This window comes from Flavobacterium hydatis, assembly GCF_000737695.1.
Classification (GTDB): domain Bacteria; phylum Bacteroidota; class Bacteroidia; order Flavobacteriales; family Flavobacteriaceae; genus Flavobacterium; species Flavobacterium hydatis.
On the sequence record NZ_JPRM01000015.1, the window covers coordinates 141,704 to 158,441 of the forward strand.

A 16,738-nucleotide genomic window follows, 5' to 3' on the forward strand; every position below is an offset into this window, starting at 1 on the left:
CAACAACTATAATTTCACTTTAAAAGAAATACAGAAATCAATATGGAAAAAAGAAAAATTGAAATAATGGACACGACGCTCCGTGATGGCGAACAAACATCGGGAGTATCTTTTTCTGCAGCAGAAAAACTAACCATTGCACAATTACTATTAGAAGAATTAAATATTGATCGAATAGAAATTGCCTCTGCTCGCGTTAGCGAAGGAGAATTTCAGGCAGTAAAAGGCATTACTTCTTGGGCAGAAGAAAGAGGCTATATTAAAAGAATAGAAGTATTATCTTTTGTAGACGGAGGTGTTTCTATCGAATGGATGAAAAAAGCTGGGGCAAAAGTTCAGAATTTATTAACCAAAGGCTCTTTAAACCATCTTACACATCAACTAAAAAAAACACCTGAACAGCATTTTGCCGAAATAGCTATAAGTGTAGCTTTAGCAAAAGAGAATGATATAGAAACAAACGTGTATCTTGAAGATTGGAGCAATGGTATGCGCAATTCTCCTGAATATGTATTTGAATTTTTAGCTTTCCTGTCAACTCAACCCATCAAAAGAATTTTACTTCCTGATACTTTAGGTGTTTTAATTCCAGCTCAAACTTTTGAATTCATATCAAAAATTACTGCAAAATATCCAGACATTCATTTTGATTTTCATGCCCATAATGATTACGACTTAAGTATTGCAAATGTTATGGAAGCTGTAAAAGCTGGCATCAAAGGCCTTCATGTTACTGTAAACGGAATGGGGGAACGTGCAGGAAACGCTCCTCTTGAAAGTACTGTTGCTGTAATTAATGATTATTTACCAGAAGTAAGCATTAACATTAAAGAAACTTCTTTATACTCTGTGAGTAAATTAGTTGAAACCTTTACTGGTTATAGAATCCCTGCCAACAAACCAATTGTTGGAGACAACGTTTTTACCCAAACAGCAGGAATCCATGCCGATGGAGATAATAAAAACAATCTATATTTTAATGATTTACTTCCGGAACGTTTTGGAAGAAAACGCAAATACGCTCTCGGAAAAACCTCTGGCAAAGCCAATATCGAAAAGAACCTTCAGGAATTAGGATTAAAACTAAACCAAGAGGATTTAAAACTGGTTACCCAACGTATTATCGAATTAGGAGATAAGAAAGAAACTGTTACCAAAGAAGATTTACCATACATCATTTCTGATGTTCTGGACAGTCACGCTTATCAAGACAAAATCACGATACAGTCTTACGTATTAATGCATTCGAAAGGAACACGTCCATCATCAACATTAAGTTTAAATCTTGATGGAGAAATCATAGAAGAACACGCGCAAGGAGATGGTCAGTTTGATGCTTTTATGAATGCATTGACAAAAATCTACAAAAGCAAAAAAATGACTTTACCAAAGCTGATTGATTATGCTGTTCGAATCCCTCCAGGAAGTAGTTCTGACGCTTTATGCGAGACTATTATCACTTGGATTAATAACGGAAAAGAATTTAAAACAAGAGGATTAGATTCCGACCAGACAGTTGCAGCAATTATTGCCACACAAAAAATGCTGAATGTAGCTAATTAATAAAGGTACAAAGGTTCTGAGTTACAAAGGTTCAAAGGTTTCTAATCTTTGTCATTTTAGCTTTAAGCCTTTGTCCCTTTGAACCTTTACCACTTTGAACCTTAACAACAAAATATTATAAATAAAAACTCTGACTTACTAAGATGAAAACTTAGAAACTTAGAAACTCAGAATCTTAGAAACTTAAAAAAAATGAAATTTAACATCGCCCTTTTAGCAGGAGACGGAATTGGTCCTGAGGTAATTAATGAAGCCGTAAAAGTATCTGATGCTATTGCAAAAAAATTCAATCACGAAATAACTTGGACACCTGCTCTTACTGGAGCTTGCGCTATCGATGCAGTAGGAGTTCCTTATCCTGATGAAACTCATGAAATTTGTATGGCTGCCGATGCCGTTTTATTTGGTGCAATCGGTCATCCTAAATACGACAATGATCCTAGCGCTCCTGTTCGACCTGAACAAGGGTTATTATTAATGCGTAAAAAACTAGGTTTATTTGCCAATGTTCGACCAACATTTACTTTCCCTTCATTAATAGATAATTCTCCTTTAAAAAGAGAAAGAATTGAAGGAACTGACTTAGTTTTCTTAAGAGAATTAACAGGCGGAATTTACTTTGGTGAAAAAGGAAGAAAAGACAACGGAGAAACCGCATATGATAATTGTGTTTACACAAGAGCCGAAGTACAACGTTTGGCAAAAAAAGGTTTTGAACTTGCAATGACTCGTAGCAAAAAATTATGTTGCGTAGATAAAGCCAATGTATTAGAAACTTCACGTTTATGGAGAGAAACTGTTCAGGCAATGGAAAAAGATTATCCTGAAGTAACTGTTTCTTATGAATTTGTTGATGCTGTTGCAATGCGTTTGGTTCAGTGGCCAAACTCTTATGATGTATTAATTACAGAGAATTTATTTGGAGATATCTTAACCGATGAAGCTTCTGTAATTTCAGGTTCAATGGGATTAATGCCATCTGCATCTGTTGGAGAGCACACTTCTTTATACGAACCTATTCACGGATCTTATCCGCAAGCAACAGGATTAAACATCGCAAACCCATTAGCCACTATTTTATCTGCTGCAATGATGTTTGAAGACGCTTTCGGACTAAAAGACGAAGCCGAAGCAATTAGAACTGTTGTAAACAAATCATTAGAGCAAGGAATTGTTACTGAAGATTTAGCACCAAAAGGAACCAAAGCATACAAAACCAGTGAAGTTGGTGACTGGCTTGTTGCTAATCTATAATAATATTAAGACGCACTGCGGTGCGTCTCTACAATATGTGTTTCTACCATAAAACATATAAAAACAAAAAAGGTGTCAATAAATTGACACCTTTTTTTATATTGTAGAAAAAAATATTAATATCCTCCTCTGTTTCCACCACCACGGTTGTCTCCACCACGGTTGTTTCCACCATAACCACCACGAGAATCATTTCCTCCACGGTTGTTATTAAAACTTCTTCTTTCGCCTTCTGGTTTTGGCTCAGATTTGTTTACAACAATTGCACGTCCTTGAACAGTAGCACCATTCAATTCGTCAATTGCTTTTTGAGCCTCATCATCATTTGTCATTTCAACAAAACCGAAACCTTTACTTCTTCCAGTAAATTTATCAGTAATGATTTTAACTGAATCAACTGCTCCGTAAGCCTCGAAAGACTCTCTTAAATCTGCTTCCTCAATACTGAATGGAAGGCTTCCAACAAAAATATTCATATGTACTTATTTATAATATGCAACAAATGTAATCTTATTTTTTTCTAATCTACTATAAATTAGCTTATTTATGTTTTTATTATCAATACAAAAAGTAAGAAGAGTCGTAAATAGATTTTTTTATCTTTCTCTAATTTTTTCTATTTCGATGTGCTAACCAACGTAATTGGCACTTTGTAAAAAACTCCTTCTTTAAAACGGACTGCTTTTTCTACCGATGCAACATCTTCATTATCTGGGGCAACAAATGCAAATGTTCCCGAAACTGTATTTGCATCTTTATTATACTCCGTTATAATAATCTGACCACTTCCTATTCCTTTTCCTGTTTTATACAAAACTTCTTGCTTAGGCAATGAATTTATATATGTAGCAGTAGAAGCATCATCAACTCCCAAGAAATATGTTTTAACATTTGCTGAAGCCGTTTGCAATATCACTTTTTCATCATTCAATCCTCCTATAATTACAAGTTTTCCGTCGCCATCTATACTTGCACTATAAGTTGTAGTTCTCCAGAAAACGTCATTTTTTAGGAACTGAAAAGCTGAGCCACCCGACACCACTTCTTCCTTATCACAGGCAAAAAACAATAAAAACAGGGGTAATAGAAAAAACCACTTTTTCATATTCAAATTAAATTTTGGCAAAATTATCAATTAAAAAACAAAATAATTAGATCTATTTCTTAAAAGAACCATAAAAAACTAGCAAATAGAAGCTTAAACATTAATTTACAAAATAGAAATTGTAATTCAGAATAAAATTATATCTTTGCACCCTTAATTAACAGAGGTCGAGTACCTCAAAATTTAATCATACGATTATGTCAGTAAAAATTAGATTACAAAGACACGGTAAAAAAGGAAAACCTTTTTACTGGGTTGTAGCTGCAGATGCACGCTCAAAAAGAGATGGTAAATACTTAGAGAAAATCGGTACTTACAATCCAAACACAAACCCAGCAACTATCGACTTAAACCTTGATAGTGCAGTTAAATGGTTACACAATGGTGCACAACCAACTGATACTGCTAAAGCAATTCTTTCTTACAAAGGAGCTTTGTTGAAACATCACCTAGAAGGTGGTATTCGCAAAGGTGCTTTAACTCAAGAACAAGCTGATGCAAAATTAGCTGCTTGGTTAGAAGCAAAAGCTGGAAAAGTTGACGCTAAGAAAGACGGTTTAACAAAAGCGCAAGCTGATGCTAAAGCTAAAGCTTTTAAAGCTGAACAAGAAGTAAACGCAAAACGTTTAGCTGCTGCTGCACAAGCTGAAGCTGACGCTATCGCTGCTGCTACTCCTGCTGCTGAAGAAGTTGCTGAAGCTGAAGAAGCTCCTGCTGCTGAAGAAAATAACGAAACAACTGAAGCATAATTATATTTAGCGAGAATGCGTAAAGAAGAATGTTTTTATTTAGGTAAAATCGCTAAAAAATTTAGTTTCAAAGGTGAAGTTCTGGCTTATTTAGACACGGACGAACCTGAGTTATACGAAAACTTGGAATCAGTGTTTGTCGAATGCGGCAAACACTTGGTTCCTTTTTTTATTGAAAGTAGCTCATTACACAAAAACGATTTCTTAAGAATTCGTTTTGAAGACATGAATACAGAGGAAGATGCCGATGCTATAATGGGCAACGCCATATATCTACCTCTAACTATGTTACCAAAACTTACTGGTAACAAATTTTATTTCCACGAAGTTATAGGTTTCGAAATAGAAGACCAACGTTTAGGCGTTTTCGGAAAAATAGCTTCTATAAATGATTCTACCGCCCAACCTCTTTTTGAAGTTATTAATGGCGAAGTAGAATTATTAATTCCTATGATTGACCATTTCTTGGTAAAAATTGACCGTGACAACAAAAAAGTCATCATGAATTTACCTGAAGGCTTGGTTGAAATGTACCTTTAAAAGTTGATTTGTTTAATTGGTTATTTATTTAATCGAGAACAAGAACTTATTATTTTATCAAACAAAATCATAAATCAGCATTCGCTACCCAAGCCTAAAAGTGCGAACAAGCGAAGCAATCTTAAATCTTAAATCTAGTGTTTCAATTCAAGCAATTTTCTATTTTACAAGATAAAACTGCTATGAAAGTTGGCACGGATGGAGTTTTATTGGGCGCATGGACTCCTATAACCAATAATCCTTTTAGTATTTTAGACATTGGAGCTGGAACAGGACTTATCGCCTTAATGCTGGCACAAAGAACCTCAGCAGAGCAAATTGATGCTTTAGAGATTGATGAAGCTGCATATGAACAAGCTGTAGATAATTTTGAAAATGCCCCTTGGAATGACCGCTTATTTTGTTATCATGCAGGATTAGATGAGTTCATGGAAGAACCAGAAGACGAATATGATATCATTGTATCAAACCCTCCATTTTACAGCGAAGATTATAAAACTGATAATGAGCAAAGAGATTTAGCTCGTTTTCAAGATGCAATGCCTTTTGAAGATTTAGTTGAAGCAGCAGATTTATTGCTTTCGGAAAACGGAATTTTCTCGGTAATCATTCCATTTAAAGAAGAGGAAAGATTTATTGCTTTAGCCAAAGAATTTGAGCTATATCCTTTTAAAATCACCCGAGTAAAAGGTACACCTACAAGCGAGATTAAACGTAGTTTATTAGCCTTTAATCGCATTGAAAACACAGAGATTTCTATCGATGAATTAATTATCGAAACTGAAAGGCACGTTTATACTCCCGAATATATCGAATTGACTAAGGATTTCTATTTGAAAATGTAAATTTTAAAGAAATTACAAAGAGAGAAAGCGAACTTCCTCTCTAAATTCTTTAGGAATCTATTTTTGACAACACCAGTTTCCAGGATATCTTTTTGGATAAACTCCAAAGCCACAAGCTTCAACTGAATAAACACAATAGCCTGTTTGCTCAGAATATGTCCAATCTCCTACTGCCCCACCGTTAATTAATTTTTGATCGCTTTTGGTTAATTTTTGAGCACCGTCTAGGTTTAAAATGTTTTTTAACATAATTTATTTTTTTTGGTTTCGTTAATAGCCCAATCGTTTAAAGACATTTGAACTTTCTGTCTATCTCGCGCAAGAATATTTTAACCTATTATAAAACCTAAGTAAATAACTTAATCTTTTAATAGAATTTTGTCATTGATAAAACAGCTTAAAAACTACAAGATAATTCCTATACCTAATATTAAAGATAAAATATAATCCGTTAAAATATAGACATATAAAGAAAAACAATAAACATTGAAAGCCTATTTTGTTTGATTTATAACCCAAGATTAAACTGATATAAAAGAAACAAAAAGACATAAGAAGTTATGACAGTTTTATTGGAGTAAACATCATTGTATTTAATCAAAATAAAAATGCACTAATTGATTCAGAAAGTAATTACAGGAAGTCGCTACAACGTTTCACTATCAAAAACGTGGAGCTGGAGAAAGATTTTCATCTAAAAAGATAAGCTTGAAAAAAGTCTAAAAAGAATTAACTCAATCATAAAATAACACAGAGAGAAAGCGGACTTTCTCTCTAGCATGTTTTAAGATTATTTTTCGCAACACCAATTACCCGGATATTGTTTAGAATAAAGTGCTCCACTACAAACTGGTAAAGGATAAACACAGTATCCTGTTGCTTCAGAATATCTCCATTCTCCCGCACTAATTAATTTTTGTTCACTTTTGGTTAGTTTTCTGGCTCCTTCTAAATTTAAAATGTTTTTTAACATAATTCAAAAATTTACTGTTTCGTTAATAGCCCAATCGTTTAAAGACATTTGAACTTTCTGTCTAGTCTCGCGCAAGAATATTTTAAATCTATCACAAACCAGCAGATACCTGGTTTTAATAGAAAATCATCTTTTATAAAAGAGCTTAGAAACTACGTAGTAATTTTTAAGCGCTACGCTAAAGATAAAAACATAACGAATTAAAAAACAGATATATAACCAAAAACAATAAACATTGAGAGCCTATTTTGTTACATTTATAACCTAAGATTAGGCTGCCATAAAACAAACCCAAAACGTGGAGACTAATAGAATCTAAAAATTTTAATTCTGTCTAAACAGGCTCTTAAACTGATACAGTATTCTTTCGAGTAATCGTAAATCTTCGGTAACAATTTCGGCACTACCTTTCATCTCTTGCTGAAAAGGAATTTTCTTTTTATACGACGTTTCCAATCCTTTAGGAAGCGATATATCTAGTAATAGATTCCCGTCTTTATCTGGAATAAGTGAGATGTTTTCGACCTTACCTCTAATTACACCAAACTCTCTGTCTGGGAAGTTAAACAATCGGATATTAACTTGTTGTCCTAGTTTGATTTTTCCTGAGTTCTGAGCCTTTGCTTTGGCTTTGCCAATATATCCTTTTTCGGTATCTGGAATAATGGAGAAAACATTCTCTCCTGAGGTTATTGTTTGGCTCTCTGTCCATACTTGTAAAAAGGTAACAATTCCCGGAATTGAAGATCTTAATGTATAAGCTAATTCCCAATCTTTAATTCCTTTTTTTAACTGATAAAAAGATTGCATTAAGTTACGCTCTAAATTCACTTCTTCTTTTGTTCCGCTTATTTTAGTTCCCTCACTAGATCTTGAATTTTCTATAAGAGAGGATTTTAATTGTGATATCGAAGAAAGCAAGCCTTTATAATTCTTATCTGCCTGAAGGTAACTCAGCTTTTTATTTTCTAAATCTTGTGTCGAGATAACTCCTTTTGCATATAAGGCTTCAAAACGATTAACATCATTTTTCTGAAGCTGTAATTCGCTTTCGTTAATACTTTTTTGCTGCTGCAAAATTGCCAATCGCTCTTTAATCTGGGTATGTTCTGATTTCTGAGCATTGTTATCAACCTGATAAGGTTGTAAGTTTTTATTAAGTTTCCATGCTGCGTAATCCTTTTGGAATACACCATAAGCACTTTCCATTTCTCCAAACTGCATATTGTTTAGGGAAGCAAAAGGAAATTCTTTATGCCTGTCATTTATATTAAAATTATCTACAGTATTTTTTAGAATAAAGACGTCTTTATAATTAGCCGAATTTTCGATAATTGCAAGTGGCGTATTTTTTGGCACTCTTGCTTTATCTTTTACTAAAATTGCTTCGATTCTGCCTGTTGTTTTTGCTACCAATTTCTCAGGAGGAATAGATGTTGTAATACTTATTTCTGTACTTACAACATCTGGATATTTAAGAAACCAGGAAACAAAAAACAGCATGCATATTATTGCAAAGATTAAAACCGTTCCCCATCGTATCATCCAATGTGGCACTCTTGTAAGGATATCTTGTACTTCTTCGCTTCTTAATTCAAATTTTGTATTGTCTTCTGCCATGTTTTAATTTCCTAATTGCAATTGATTACGAACCAATTCAAAATAATTCCCTTTTTGTTCTACTAATGCGGAGTGACTTCCTATTTCGATAATCTTTCCTTTGTCTAAAACAACAATTTGATCTGCGTTCATCACTGTACTTAATCGGTGCGCAATTACTACAACCGTTTTATCCTTAAAGAAGATATCTAATTTTCCCATAATGGATTTTTCATTATTGGCATCTAATGCTGAAGTCGCTTCATCAAAAAACAACATTTCGGGATTTTTATATACTGCTCTCGCAATTAATAATCGCTGTTTTTGTCCTGTACTCATACCAACTCCCTCAGATCCTATTTTGGTATTATAACCAAGAGGCAAACCAGAGATATACTCTTTTATATTAGCCACATCTGCAGCATATACTAATCGTTCTTTATCTATTTTATCGACTCCAATGGCTATATTATTAGCAATTGTATCACTAAAGATAAATCCTTCTTGCATTACCGCTCCAATGTTGTTACGCCAAGCTTTTTGCGAAATGTTTTTGAGTTGGGTATTCCCTAAATTAATTTCTCCATTGTTAGGCTCATAAAACTTGAGTAACAATTTCATTAAGGTAGTTTTTCCGCTTCCGCTAACTCCTACTATTGCAGTTACTTTATGCGCAGGTATCACCAAATTTAAGTCATCCAAAACTGGAATGTCTGACCCTAAATATCGGTATGACAAATCTTTGATAATTATATCACTATCCTGAGGAATATCTTGCGTTTGATGTACTTCTTGCTGTACTTCATCTTCTTTATCATGAATCTCAGATAATCTTGCCAACGATATTTTGGCATCTTGTACTTCTCGTACAAACTCGATAAGTTGTGTAATTGGTCCATTTAAACTCCCTACAATAGAACTTATGGCAAGCATCATCCCTAGAGTTATCTGACCATCGATTACCAATTTTGCCGAAAGGAAAATGATGAAAATGTTCTTTAATTCATTAATTACAGATGAACCTATTGTTTGGGTTTGTTCTAAGACTAATCCTTTTATAGAAACTCTAAATAATCTTGCTTGTACATACTCCCAACCCCAACGTTTTTGCTTTTCGGCATTATGCAGTTTTATTTCCTGCATTCCGTTTATAAGCTCCATAACTTTACTTTGTTCCTGGCTAACTTCTGAGAATCGTTTATAATCTAATTCTTCTCTTCGTTTTAAGAATAAGGTTATCCATCCGAAATACAGAATACTTCCTGCAAAGAACACTAAGAATATCTGAAGATTATAATAGGCTAAAACACCTCCCATAATTATCATATTGATAACTGAAAAAAGTACATTTAATGATGATGTGGTAAGGATTCTTTCTATACGACGGTGGTCATTGATACGCTGCATAATATCTCCCGTCATTCGGACATCAAAAAATGAAATTGGTAAATTCATTAATTTAATGAAGAAATCTGAAATTAAAGAAATATTTATTCTGGTTGATAAATGCAATAATATCCAACTCCTAATAAGTTCCAATCCTGTTCGTCCTGCAAAGAGAAATAATTGCGCAAACAGAATTAAATAAATAAAATGGATGTTTTGGTTTTGTATTCCTACATCGACTATACTCTGAGTAAGAAACGGAAAAATAAGTTGCAATAAACTACTTGCCAGTAAACTTATACTTAACTGGATTAGGAATGATTTATATCGCAAGACATATTGCGATAATAGCCCAAATCCTAAACCTTTTTTATCTTCTTTATCAAAATCGGATTGAAAAAATCTTGGAGTAGCTTCTAATAATAATGCAATTCCTTCCTGAGTAGAATCATCTGCATTATTTCCTATCCAAAACTTAATAAAGTCTTTCTGACTATATTCTATCAATCCAAAGGCTGGATCTGAAATATAATAAACTCCTCTCTTAATTTTATAAAGCACAACATAGTGTTCTTTATTCCAATGTAGGACACAAGGCAAAGGAGCTTCTTCCAGACTTTGTACATTAAGTTTAACTCCTAAGGTTCTAAAACCAATTCTCTCAGCAGCATCACTTAAAAACAACAAATTACTTCCTTCACGTGTGGTCTCACTGTAATCACGTAGTTCTTGAATGTTTATGGACTTACCATAATGCTTTGCAATAATCTTTAAGCAGGTAGGACCGCAGTCCTTAAAATCTGCTTGTTTATAATTGGGGAATTTTTTCAATTTTAAATCTTGTTTTACAAGGACAATATACTCTAATTATTTCATATTCGAATATAAAATAATAAAGAGGAACCACCTCCTCTTTATCATCTTAATGAACAACCTTACTAACACTTAACAAATTATAATTTTATTTAAAACATTAAGTTCTTGTTAGTCGTTTTACAGACTAACAAAAACTTAATTAATATTACATTATTATGGCTCTATCCCTGGACGACAAGGGCTAGCACATGATAGGCTATAATACTTACATTGATTTGTATTAGGATCAATACAATCTCTTAAACCACCGTTAATACTTTTTTGCTCATTTTTAGTTAATTTTTGAGCGCCTTCTAAATTTGAAATATTTTTTAACATGATATAAAGTTTTAAAATTAAATTAATTAAGCTCCACCTCCAGGAAATGTACAATTCCCAGTACTTCCTTCTTCTAATCCTGGTATTGTACCATCAGCACAATAAGAAAAACAAGAAGAACTTATTTTTGTATTGCCGCCATTATAGCAAAAACATTTACAGTTTCCTGGTGGGATTTTACCTCCTCCAACAAGCATTTTTTGTTCGCTTTTACTTAAATTTTGAGCGCCTTCAATATTTAATATATTCTTTAACATAAGTATCGTTTTTAAAAATTAATTTATTAAGGCTCACAACGAACACAAACACGGTAAATATTTAAACAAAAATCTACAGCACATCCTTCTCTAGGTTTCTCTGTACCTCCTTTGATTATTTTCTGCTCTGTTGTGTTCAATTCCTGAACTCCTTCTAAACTCAAAATAGCTTTTAACATAAGTATAGTTTTAAAATGTTGAATAAATATTTATTAATCTTTTCTGCAAAGCCCTTCAAATTCTCCCGAAACAACACAATGTGTTCCTGTTGGACATATCCTTCCTTTTGTACAGGCTATTCCTCCATGAATACTCTTTTGCTCATTTTTGGTTAATTGATGAGCCCCCTCTAAGTTTAAAATATTTTTTAACATAATTAGTTTTTATTAATCCGTTAATACTTCACTTTTTTAATAACTAGGGTTTATGCCTAAAACTCATAAACCCTAGTATAAAAACTATCTAGAACACTCAATAAATCTGCAATCTGGATAGGCTATATTATTATCTTCAGGACAACAAACGATAAAATCGCCAGGTCCATTTCCTTTAATTCTTTTTTGCTCATTTTCAGTTAATTCTTGAGCTCCGTCTAGTTTTGATATATTTTTTAACATCTTTATATTTTTTTATAGAGAAAACTAAACCTGACACTCAATATATCTGCAATCTGGGTATGCAATACCGTCTTCTGGGCAACAAACTTCCCAATTTCTTTGTCCTCCGTTAATTGATTTTTGCTCAGTTTCTGTTAATTCCTGAGCTCCTTGTATTTTTGAAATGTTTTTTAACATGATATTTTAATTTAAGATTATTAAATAAATTTGATTAGCAAGGCATACAACGCCATATCCATTTTCCGTTTTCTAATAAACGTTGTGCGCAGAAACCATCGTCACAAAGTGGTGCATTACCTCCAGTAATTGCTTTTTGCTCATTTTTTGTTATTTTTTGAGCGCCTTCTAATTTTAAAATGTTTTTTAACATGATATAATGAATTTAAAAATTAAAAAATACCCCAATCATCTTATGATTCTCAGGGCTCAATACTACTAATTTGTCAATTGAGCGAAATCAATTAACTACTATAACATTGAAGCGGAATATTTGCTTTAAAAACACATATACATCCTACTTCTGGACAACAAATAATAACACAATTTGCTCCTCCATTAATACTTTTTTGCTCGCTATTAGTTAATATTTGAGCGCCTTCTAGTTTTAAAATGTTTTTTAACATGACATAATGAATTTAAAAATTAAAAAATACCCCAATCACCTTATGATTATTGAGGTCATGAATTACTAATTGATTAAATTCAATTAACTATAGCATACAAGCTGTTCCTTTAGGAACACATGAACAACCAGTATCTGGACAACAAAGAATTACACATGCTCCTCCGTTAATACTTTTTTGCTCACTATTAGTTAATTTTTGAGCACCTTCTAATTTTAAAATGTTTTTTAACATAATTTGGTTTTTTGAATTTGTTAATACCTCAATTATTTCAAGACACTTAAGGTTTTATGTCCAAACTATTATCTTAAGTCAACATACATGGTGTTCCTGCTGGAGCACATCCACATGTACCATCTGGGCAACAAATAAGGATATCAATACCATTACATACTATTGTTCCTGATCCATTAATAGTTTTTTGTTCTTTTTTTGTAAGTTCTTGAGCACCTTCTAATTTTAAAATATTCTTTAACATAATATGGTTTTTTGATTTTGTTATTACTTCAATCATTTTTAAGACACTCGAAGTTTTTTGTCTATGTTTTTATTCTTAATCTTATTAAGATATTAGTACATTAGCACTCAACATAACTATATGGCCTGCAGATACCTGAAAATTTACAATCTGTCACACATTTACTAGCCCCTGGACAATAACCATCAACACCGCAGGCTAACCCGCCTTTAATGATTTTTTGCTCACTTCTGGTTAATTGCTGAGCACCTTCAAGTTTTAAAATTTTCTTTAACATAATTGGGGAATTTTAAATTTTGTTAATACTTCAATCATTTTAAGACACTCGAAGTTTTATGTCTAATTACTTAACAGAATTAAATACATTGATCAGATACTTTTCTGCAAGGCCCACCTTCATAATATTGACATGTTCCATTCGGGCAAAATCTACCTTCAGGTGGAATCCAAGATCCTTTAATTTCTTTTTGCTGTTTTTTTGTCAACTCTTCTGCGCCTTTTAGGCTTAAAATGCTTTTTAACATAATACGGTTTTTTGAATTTGTTAATACTTCAATCATTTAAAGACACTTGAAGCTTATGTCTATTCATACTAAAAATCGATTTTAAACTTGAGCTTCGATTTTTATATGCTATTATTTTATCAATTAGGCAAAGTCCTAAATGCGTTTTAGGTTTTGTTTTAATCTGCAAAACAACAACCACCTCCGGCTAAAGGATATTGTGGAGGACACGGAGCTGATCCTTTTAATATTGCGTATCCTGCAGCCAATGCTTTAGCACAAACTTCAGTCACACCACCATTAATACCTTTTTGCTCTTTTTGAGTAAGTTTTTGGGCTCCTTTTAGACTTAAAATATTTTTTAACATAATTAGGGGATTTTTATTTAGCCATTACTCCAATCATTTTAAGACACTTGAAGCTTATGTCTATAGATTTAAAAACAACAAAATCTTGCTATTCTCAAATTAACATATTAGCAAAGCTTCTCAATGTAACTGTTCGGTCTACACACGCCTACTGGCTTACAATCGAACACACATTTAGTGCTACCTGAACATACGCCTGTAGGACTACATTCAATATTAATTCCTCCTTCAATAGATTTTTGCTCACTTCTTGTCAATTCCTGAGCTCCTTCTAGCTTTAAAATTTTCTTTAACATAATTGGTTTTTTGATTTTGTTACTACTTCGATCATTTTAAGACACTTGAAGTTTGTGTCTATATCTTTAAAAACAAGAAATAAAATACTTCTTGTTTCTAATCTTAGTTCAAGCATTAATGTATTAACACTCAACGTAACTATTTGGTCTACAAATCTCAGTAAACCTACAATCAGATACACACTTGCTTCCTGTAGGACATGATCCGTCTAGATTACAAGCCTTACCTCCGTGAATAGTTTTTTGCTCGCTTCTTGTTAATTCCTGAGCACCTTCTAGCTTTAAAATTTTCTTTAACATAATTGGGAAATTTTAATTTGGTTATCACTCCAATCATTTTAAGACACTTGAAGCTTATGTCTACTCTTGCAAGAATTTTATAAATGCTTTACATATAGACAAGAGAGTCTCTCTCTAACGTTTCATTACTTTCTAGGATATCATTAATGAAATATTTCAATTCGCTTAATTCGTACTCTGTTGGATACAACTTGCTATTAACAATTTTAACTGGTGTGTAATTAAATCCATTTTGAGAACACCAATCGTATTGTTGCTGAATTTGCAAATTAACTCTCATAGAAATAGAATCAACTTTCCATTTTTCCTGCCATACTTCCAATGTCATTTTTTTAATATGCCAGTCAGATATTGCTTCTACAATGTTTTCAGGATTAGTATCGTTAATCATTAGCAATCTTTCTACGACTACTTTATAAGGATTTTGATTATTATCTGGATTGATATTGAACAATACATTCAAAGATATTTTTTCGGGAAATTTCCAGACTAATTCAAATGCGTCTTCAAACGCTTTATGACAGTGTCCACAACTCGGACTTATAATAATAGAAAGCTTAACGGCTGCTGCAGTATTTCCAAAATGCAATCCCGCTAATTTATCAAACCCTTCCTGCGTAGTAACATCCTTAGATAAGAATTCAAAAAGAGTATAATTTCTTCTAAACTTGGTTAAGTTTTTTACGGAACCCTCCGCCTTTAATTTATCTTCAATAACTGGTTTTACAACAAACCATAATGACGTAACAAGTATTAGAGAAAACAAATATTGGAAAACGCTAGCCAAAGTAATACTTAACTTTAATCCAGATTCAAAAGCCCAACCTATCCCCTGTACTATCATTAAGAAAGAAATAACCAAGCACAATACGCACCATTTTTTTATCTGGAATTTCTGAACCCAAATAGAATAGGCTATGATTGGCACAGCTGCCAAACTAAGAATACCAACAAGATTAGAATTATGTGGCCCGATTAATATTGCCAAAACTGCTGTAACAAAAAAGATTAAAGGTAAATCCGAAAAACCAAACCATTTATTAACATCTACATTATCTGATTTAATAACAGATTCGCAAGAAGTATTAGGATTGATGTTACAAAACTTAGATACCATTTGATTATCTATACCTAGCTTTTCCTGAACTATAAAAACACTAACTATTAGTCCTAATAAAGAAGTGATTAAAAAAGCATAATCGGATATCTTATAATTATTATAAAAACTAGATAAAACGATTAGAGCCAAAAACAAAATACCATACTTAAGCCATTTCGGATTTTCGCTCAAAACTTCTTCTTCTTGGGCTTCATTAGGTTCTATTGCAAGTACAACACCGCTCCAATCTTTAGAGAAATCATCAACTGATAAAGTAACCTTCTTGTTTTTCTCGGTCTCAATTATAATCGATGATTCTGTTTTTTGAACCAAAACCAAATCTTGATTATAAATAGCCAAGAAAGAATCAGGCAATTCAGGCAATTGTTCTTTTGGGACTTTTATTACAATATTCTCTATTGATAAAGTATTCAATGAATCTGTAATAGCAAATAGACTTGGATAATTAGGATGAGAGAGAAATAACTCTTCGAACTCCTTTTTAGCATTTAAATAATTGTTTAAGTCAAGGTACTTGTTAACTAATTTAATCATAGGGACAATCTTAATTGTTATGGAAAGGATTATCACAAATATTGACAATCTTTCACATAAAAAAAGTTAATTTTTTGAATTTTTAAAAAAAACGAATATATAATTTATAAATAGTTTAGCTCTTTTAACCAACACAAACAGCTAATTATAAGCTATTTACAAAAAACAACCAGTAGAAATTTATTTCAGAATTACAATCCAAATTATCACTATAGCTTTTCCATAATTTTGACATTCTAACAAATTCAACTTATGAAAAAGCACTCATTAAAGCTCGACGATTTTAAAAAAAACGAACTTTCGAAAAAACATTACAAGATGGTTACTGGCGGCGAAGAACCACAAATAGATCCGAATACAGATCCTAAGATTATAGCCCAAATTAATCCACCTGGAACGGTTAGACCTCCTGGACAATCTTAAGTAAGAAACAA

General features: G+C 32.5%; 27 protein-coding genes. 6 read left to right on the top strand and 21 right to left on the bottom strand.

Annotated features, from left to right (window positions below; all coding sequences use genetic code 11):
- Positions 1 to 42: 42 nt before the first annotated feature.
- On the top strand, positions 43 to 1,563 hold the full coding sequence (locus IW20_RS11045) for an alpha-isopropylmalate synthase regulatory domain-containing protein (RefSeq protein WP_035621955.1): 1,521 nt from the start codon (positions 43 to 45) through the stop codon (positions 1,561 to 1,563).
- Positions 1,564 to 1,755: 192 nt separating this feature from the next.
- Entirely contained in the window at positions 1,756 to 2,817 is a 1,062-nt protein-coding gene (gene leuB, locus IW20_RS11050) for a 3-isopropylmalate dehydrogenase (RefSeq protein WP_035621957.1), read from the top strand.
- Between the two features lie 116 nt (positions 2,818 to 2,933).
- Here the strand turns inward: leuB and IW20_RS11055 are convergent, their stop codons facing one another.
- Both IW20_RS11055 and IW20_RS11060 read right to left on the bottom strand, forming a co-directional pair.
- Complete coding sequence (locus IW20_RS11055; RefSeq protein ID WP_035621959.1) at positions 2,934 to 3,293, bottom strand: RNA recognition motif domain-containing protein; 360 nt, start codon at positions 3,291 to 3,293, stop codon at positions 2,934 to 2,936.
- Positions 3,294 to 3,433: 140 nt separating this feature from the next.
- Entirely contained in the window at positions 3,434 to 3,922 is a 489-nt protein-coding gene (locus tag IW20_RS11060; protein WP_035621962.1) for a DUF6252 family protein, read from the bottom strand.
- A gap of 197 nt (positions 3,923 to 4,119) precedes the next feature.
- Here IW20_RS11060 and IW20_RS11065 point away from each other — a divergent pair, with 197 nt between their 5' ends.
- The 3 genes from IW20_RS11065 to IW20_RS11075 all read left to right on the top strand — a co-directional run bounded on the left by IW20_RS11065 (position 4,120) and on the right by IW20_RS11075 (position 6,056).
- A complete protein-coding gene (locus tag IW20_RS11065; protein ID WP_035621964.1) occupies positions 4,120 to 4,671 on the top strand; it encodes a 30S ribosomal protein S16 in 552 nt (183 codons plus the stop codon).
- A 15-nt stretch (positions 4,672 to 4,686) separates the two neighbouring features.
- Positions 4,687 to 5,211 carry a ribosome maturation factor RimM gene (gene rimM / locus IW20_RS11070; RefSeq protein WP_035621968.1) on the top strand — a complete coding sequence of 175 codons (525 nt, stop codon included), beginning with the start codon at positions 4,687 to 4,689 and terminating at the stop codon, positions 5,209 to 5,211.
- 137 nt (positions 5,212 to 5,348) lie between these two features.
- Positions 5,349 to 6,056 (top strand): tRNA1(Val) (adenine(37)-N6)-methyltransferase, encoded by a 708-nt coding sequence (locus IW20_RS11075; protein WP_035621969.1) that lies wholly within the window; start codon positions 5,349 to 5,351, stop codon positions 6,054 to 6,056.
- A 57-nt stretch (positions 6,057 to 6,113) separates the two neighbouring features.
- On the opposite strand, the gene IW20_RS11080 is transcribed toward IW20_RS11075, so the two are convergent.
- The 19 genes from IW20_RS11080 to IW20_RS11120 all read right to left on the bottom strand — a co-directional run bounded on the left by IW20_RS11080 (position 6,114) and on the right by IW20_RS11120 (position 16,304).
- Positions 6,114 to 6,305 carry a hypothetical protein gene (locus tag IW20_RS11080; protein ID WP_035621973.1) on the bottom strand — a complete coding sequence of 64 codons (192 nt, stop codon included), beginning with the start codon at positions 6,303 to 6,305 and terminating at the stop codon, positions 6,114 to 6,116.
- A 541-nt stretch (positions 6,306 to 6,846) separates the two neighbouring features.
- A complete protein-coding gene (locus IW20_RS11085) occupies positions 6,847 to 7,029 on the bottom strand; it encodes a hypothetical protein (RefSeq protein WP_035621975.1) in 183 nt (60 codons plus the stop codon).
- Positions 7,030 to 7,353: 324 nt separating this feature from the next.
- Positions 7,354 to 8,649 carry an HlyD family secretion protein gene (locus tag IW20_RS11090; protein WP_035621979.1) on the bottom strand — a complete coding sequence of 432 codons (1,296 nt, stop codon included), beginning with the start codon at positions 8,647 to 8,649 and terminating at the stop codon, positions 7,354 to 7,356.
- Positions 8,650 to 8,652: 3 nt separating this feature from the next.
- Positions 8,653 to 10,845: a peptidase domain-containing ABC transporter gene (locus IW20_RS11095; RefSeq protein ID WP_035621982.1), complete on the bottom strand. Its 2,193-nt coding sequence runs from the start codon at positions 10,843 to 10,845 to the stop codon at positions 8,653 to 8,655.
- A gap of 198 nt (positions 10,846 to 11,043) precedes the next feature.
- Positions 11,044 to 11,208 (bottom strand): hypothetical protein, encoded by a 165-nt coding sequence (locus tag IW20_RS26245; RefSeq protein WP_165571427.1) that lies wholly within the window; start codon positions 11,206 to 11,208, stop codon positions 11,044 to 11,046.
- Between the two features lie 26 nt (positions 11,209 to 11,234).
- Complete coding sequence (locus IW20_RS11100) at positions 11,235 to 11,465, bottom strand: hypothetical protein (protein WP_035621985.1); 231 nt, start codon at positions 11,463 to 11,465, stop codon at positions 11,235 to 11,237.
- A gap of 26 nt (positions 11,466 to 11,491) precedes the next feature.
- Entirely contained in the window at positions 11,492 to 11,644 is a 153-nt protein-coding gene (locus IW20_RS26250; protein WP_165571428.1) for a hypothetical protein, read from the bottom strand.
- A gap of 33 nt (positions 11,645 to 11,677) precedes the next feature.
- Positions 11,678 to 11,839 carry a hypothetical protein gene (locus IW20_RS26255; RefSeq protein WP_165571429.1) on the bottom strand — a complete coding sequence of 54 codons (162 nt, stop codon included), beginning with the start codon at positions 11,837 to 11,839 and terminating at the stop codon, positions 11,678 to 11,680.
- A gap of 84 nt (positions 11,840 to 11,923) precedes the next feature.
- On the bottom strand, positions 11,924 to 12,082 hold the full coding sequence (locus tag IW20_RS26260; RefSeq protein ID WP_165571430.1) for a hypothetical protein: 159 nt from the start codon (positions 12,080 to 12,082) through the stop codon (positions 11,924 to 11,926).
- 24 nt (positions 12,083 to 12,106) lie between these two features.
- Positions 12,107 to 12,259, bottom strand: a complete 153-nt coding sequence (locus IW20_RS26265) for a hypothetical protein (protein ID WP_165571431.1) — start codon at positions 12,257 to 12,259, stop codon at positions 12,107 to 12,109.
- Between the two features lie 34 nt (positions 12,260 to 12,293).
- Positions 12,294 to 12,452, bottom strand: coding sequence for a hypothetical protein (locus IW20_RS26270; RefSeq protein WP_165571432.1), 159 nt, complete (start codon positions 12,450 to 12,452; stop codon positions 12,294 to 12,296).
- A 91-nt stretch (positions 12,453 to 12,543) separates the two neighbouring features.
- A complete protein-coding gene (locus IW20_RS26275; protein ID WP_165571433.1) occupies positions 12,544 to 12,705 on the bottom strand; it encodes a hypothetical protein in 162 nt (53 codons plus the stop codon).
- Between the two features lie 87 nt (positions 12,706 to 12,792).
- Complete coding sequence (locus IW20_RS26280) at positions 12,793 to 12,939, bottom strand: hypothetical protein (RefSeq protein WP_165571434.1); 147 nt, start codon at positions 12,937 to 12,939, stop codon at positions 12,793 to 12,795.
- Between the two features lie 73 nt (positions 12,940 to 13,012).
- A complete protein-coding gene (locus IW20_RS26285; protein ID WP_165571435.1) occupies positions 13,013 to 13,183 on the bottom strand; it encodes a hypothetical protein in 171 nt (56 codons plus the stop codon).
- Between the two features lie 100 nt (positions 13,184 to 13,283).
- Positions 13,284 to 13,460: a hypothetical protein gene (locus tag IW20_RS26290; protein WP_165571436.1), complete on the bottom strand. Its 177-nt coding sequence runs from the start codon at positions 13,458 to 13,460 to the stop codon at positions 13,284 to 13,286.
- A 79-nt stretch (positions 13,461 to 13,539) separates the two neighbouring features.
- The gene (locus tag IW20_RS11110; protein ID WP_035621991.1) at positions 13,540 to 13,743 is read right to left on the bottom strand and encodes a hypothetical protein; all 204 of its coding nucleotides are present in this window, start codon (positions 13,741 to 13,743) and stop codon (positions 13,540 to 13,542) included.
- Positions 13,744 to 13,865: 122 nt separating this feature from the next.
- Entirely contained in the window at positions 13,866 to 14,054 is a 189-nt protein-coding gene (locus IW20_RS11115; RefSeq protein ID WP_035621994.1) for a hypothetical protein, read from the bottom strand.
- A 419-nt stretch (positions 14,055 to 14,473) separates the two neighbouring features.
- Complete coding sequence (locus tag IW20_RS26295; RefSeq protein ID WP_165571437.1) at positions 14,474 to 14,650, bottom strand: hypothetical protein; 177 nt, start codon at positions 14,648 to 14,650, stop codon at positions 14,474 to 14,476.
- An 88-nt stretch (positions 14,651 to 14,738) separates the two neighbouring features.
- Positions 14,739 to 16,304, bottom strand: coding sequence for a vitamin K epoxide reductase family protein (locus tag IW20_RS11120; RefSeq protein ID WP_035621997.1), 1,566 nt, complete (start codon positions 16,302 to 16,304; stop codon positions 14,739 to 14,741).
- Positions 16,305 to 16,556: 252 nt separating this feature from the next.
- On the opposite strand from IW20_RS11120, the gene IW20_RS26300 reads away from it, so the two are divergent.
- Complete coding sequence (locus tag IW20_RS26300; RefSeq protein WP_165571438.1) at positions 16,557 to 16,727, top strand: hypothetical protein; 171 nt, start codon at positions 16,557 to 16,559, stop codon at positions 16,725 to 16,727.
- Positions 16,728 to 16,738 lie beyond the last annotated feature (11 nt).

Coding starts and splice junctions, on each gene's coding strand:
- IW20_RS11045 (WP_035621955.1), top strand. CDS start 43: ATGGAAAAAAGAAAAATTGAAATAATGGACACGACGCTCCGTGATGGC.
- leuB (WP_035621957.1), top strand. CDS start 1,756: ATGAAATTTAACATCGCCCTTTTAGCAGGAGACGGAATTGGTCCTGAG.
- IW20_RS11055 (WP_035621959.1), bottom strand. CDS start 3,293: ATGAATATTTTTGTTGGAAGCCTTCCATTCAGTATTGAGGAAGCAGAT.
- IW20_RS11060 (WP_035621962.1), bottom strand. CDS start 3,922: ATGAAAAAGTGGTTTTTTCTATTACCCCTGTTTTTATTGTTTTTTGCC.
- IW20_RS11065 (WP_035621964.1), top strand. CDS start 4,120: ATGTCAGTAAAAATTAGATTACAAAGACACGGTAAAAAAGGAAAACCT.
- rimM (WP_035621968.1), top strand. CDS start 4,687: ATGCGTAAAGAAGAATGTTTTTATTTAGGTAAAATCGCTAAAAAATTT.
- IW20_RS11080 (WP_035621973.1), bottom strand. CDS start 6,305: ATGTTAAAAAACATTTTAAACCTAGACGGTGCTCAAAAATTAACCAAA.
- IW20_RS11085 (WP_035621975.1), bottom strand. CDS start 7,029: ATGTTAAAAAACATTTTAAATTTAGAAGGAGCCAGAAAACTAACCAAA.
- IW20_RS11090 (WP_035621979.1), bottom strand. CDS start 8,649: ATGGCAGAAGACAATACAAAATTTGAATTAAGAAGCGAAGAAGTACAA.
- IW20_RS26245 (WP_165571427.1), bottom strand. CDS start 11,208: ATGTTAAAAAATATTTCAAATTTAGAAGGCGCTCAAAAATTAACTAAA.
- IW20_RS11100 (WP_035621985.1), bottom strand. CDS start 11,465: ATGTTAAAGAATATATTAAATATTGAAGGCGCTCAAAATTTAAGTAAA.
- IW20_RS26250 (WP_165571428.1), bottom strand. CDS start 11,644: ATGTTAAAAGCTATTTTGAGTTTAGAAGGAGTTCAGGAATTGAACACA.
- IW20_RS26255 (WP_165571429.1), bottom strand. CDS start 11,839: ATGTTAAAAAATATTTTAAACTTAGAGGGGGCTCATCAATTAACCAAA.
- IW20_RS26260 (WP_165571430.1), bottom strand. CDS start 12,082: ATGTTAAAAAATATATCAAAACTAGACGGAGCTCAAGAATTAACTGAA.
- IW20_RS26265 (WP_165571431.1), bottom strand. CDS start 12,259: ATGTTAAAAAACATTTCAAAAATACAAGGAGCTCAGGAATTAACAGAA.
- IW20_RS26270 (WP_165571432.1), bottom strand. CDS start 12,452: ATGTTAAAAAACATTTTAAAATTAGAAGGCGCTCAAAAAATAACAAAA.
- IW20_RS26275 (WP_165571433.1), bottom strand. CDS start 12,705: ATGTTAAAAAACATTTTAAAACTAGAAGGCGCTCAAATATTAACTAAT.
- IW20_RS26280 (WP_165571434.1), bottom strand. CDS start 12,939: ATGTTAAAAAACATTTTAAAATTAGAAGGTGCTCAAAAATTAACTAAT.
- IW20_RS26285 (WP_165571435.1), bottom strand. CDS start 13,183: ATGTTAAAGAATATTTTAAAATTAGAAGGTGCTCAAGAACTTACAAAA.
- IW20_RS26290 (WP_165571436.1), bottom strand. CDS start 13,460: ATGTTAAAGAAAATTTTAAAACTTGAAGGTGCTCAGCAATTAACCAGA.
- IW20_RS11110 (WP_035621991.1), bottom strand. CDS start 13,743: ATGATTGAAGTATTAACAAATTCAAAAAACCGTATTATGTTAAAAAGC.
- IW20_RS11115 (WP_035621994.1), bottom strand. CDS start 14,054: ATGTTAAAAAATATTTTAAGTCTAAAAGGAGCCCAAAAACTTACTCAA.
- IW20_RS26295 (WP_165571437.1), bottom strand. CDS start 14,650: ATGTTAAAGAAAATTTTAAAGCTAGAAGGTGCTCAGGAATTAACAAGA.
- IW20_RS11120 (WP_035621997.1), bottom strand. CDS start 16,304: ATGATTAAATTAGTTAACAAGTACCTTGACTTAAACAATTATTTAAAT.
- IW20_RS26300 (WP_165571438.1), top strand. CDS start 16,557: ATGAAAAAGCACTCATTAAAGCTCGACGATTTTAAAAAAAACGAACTT.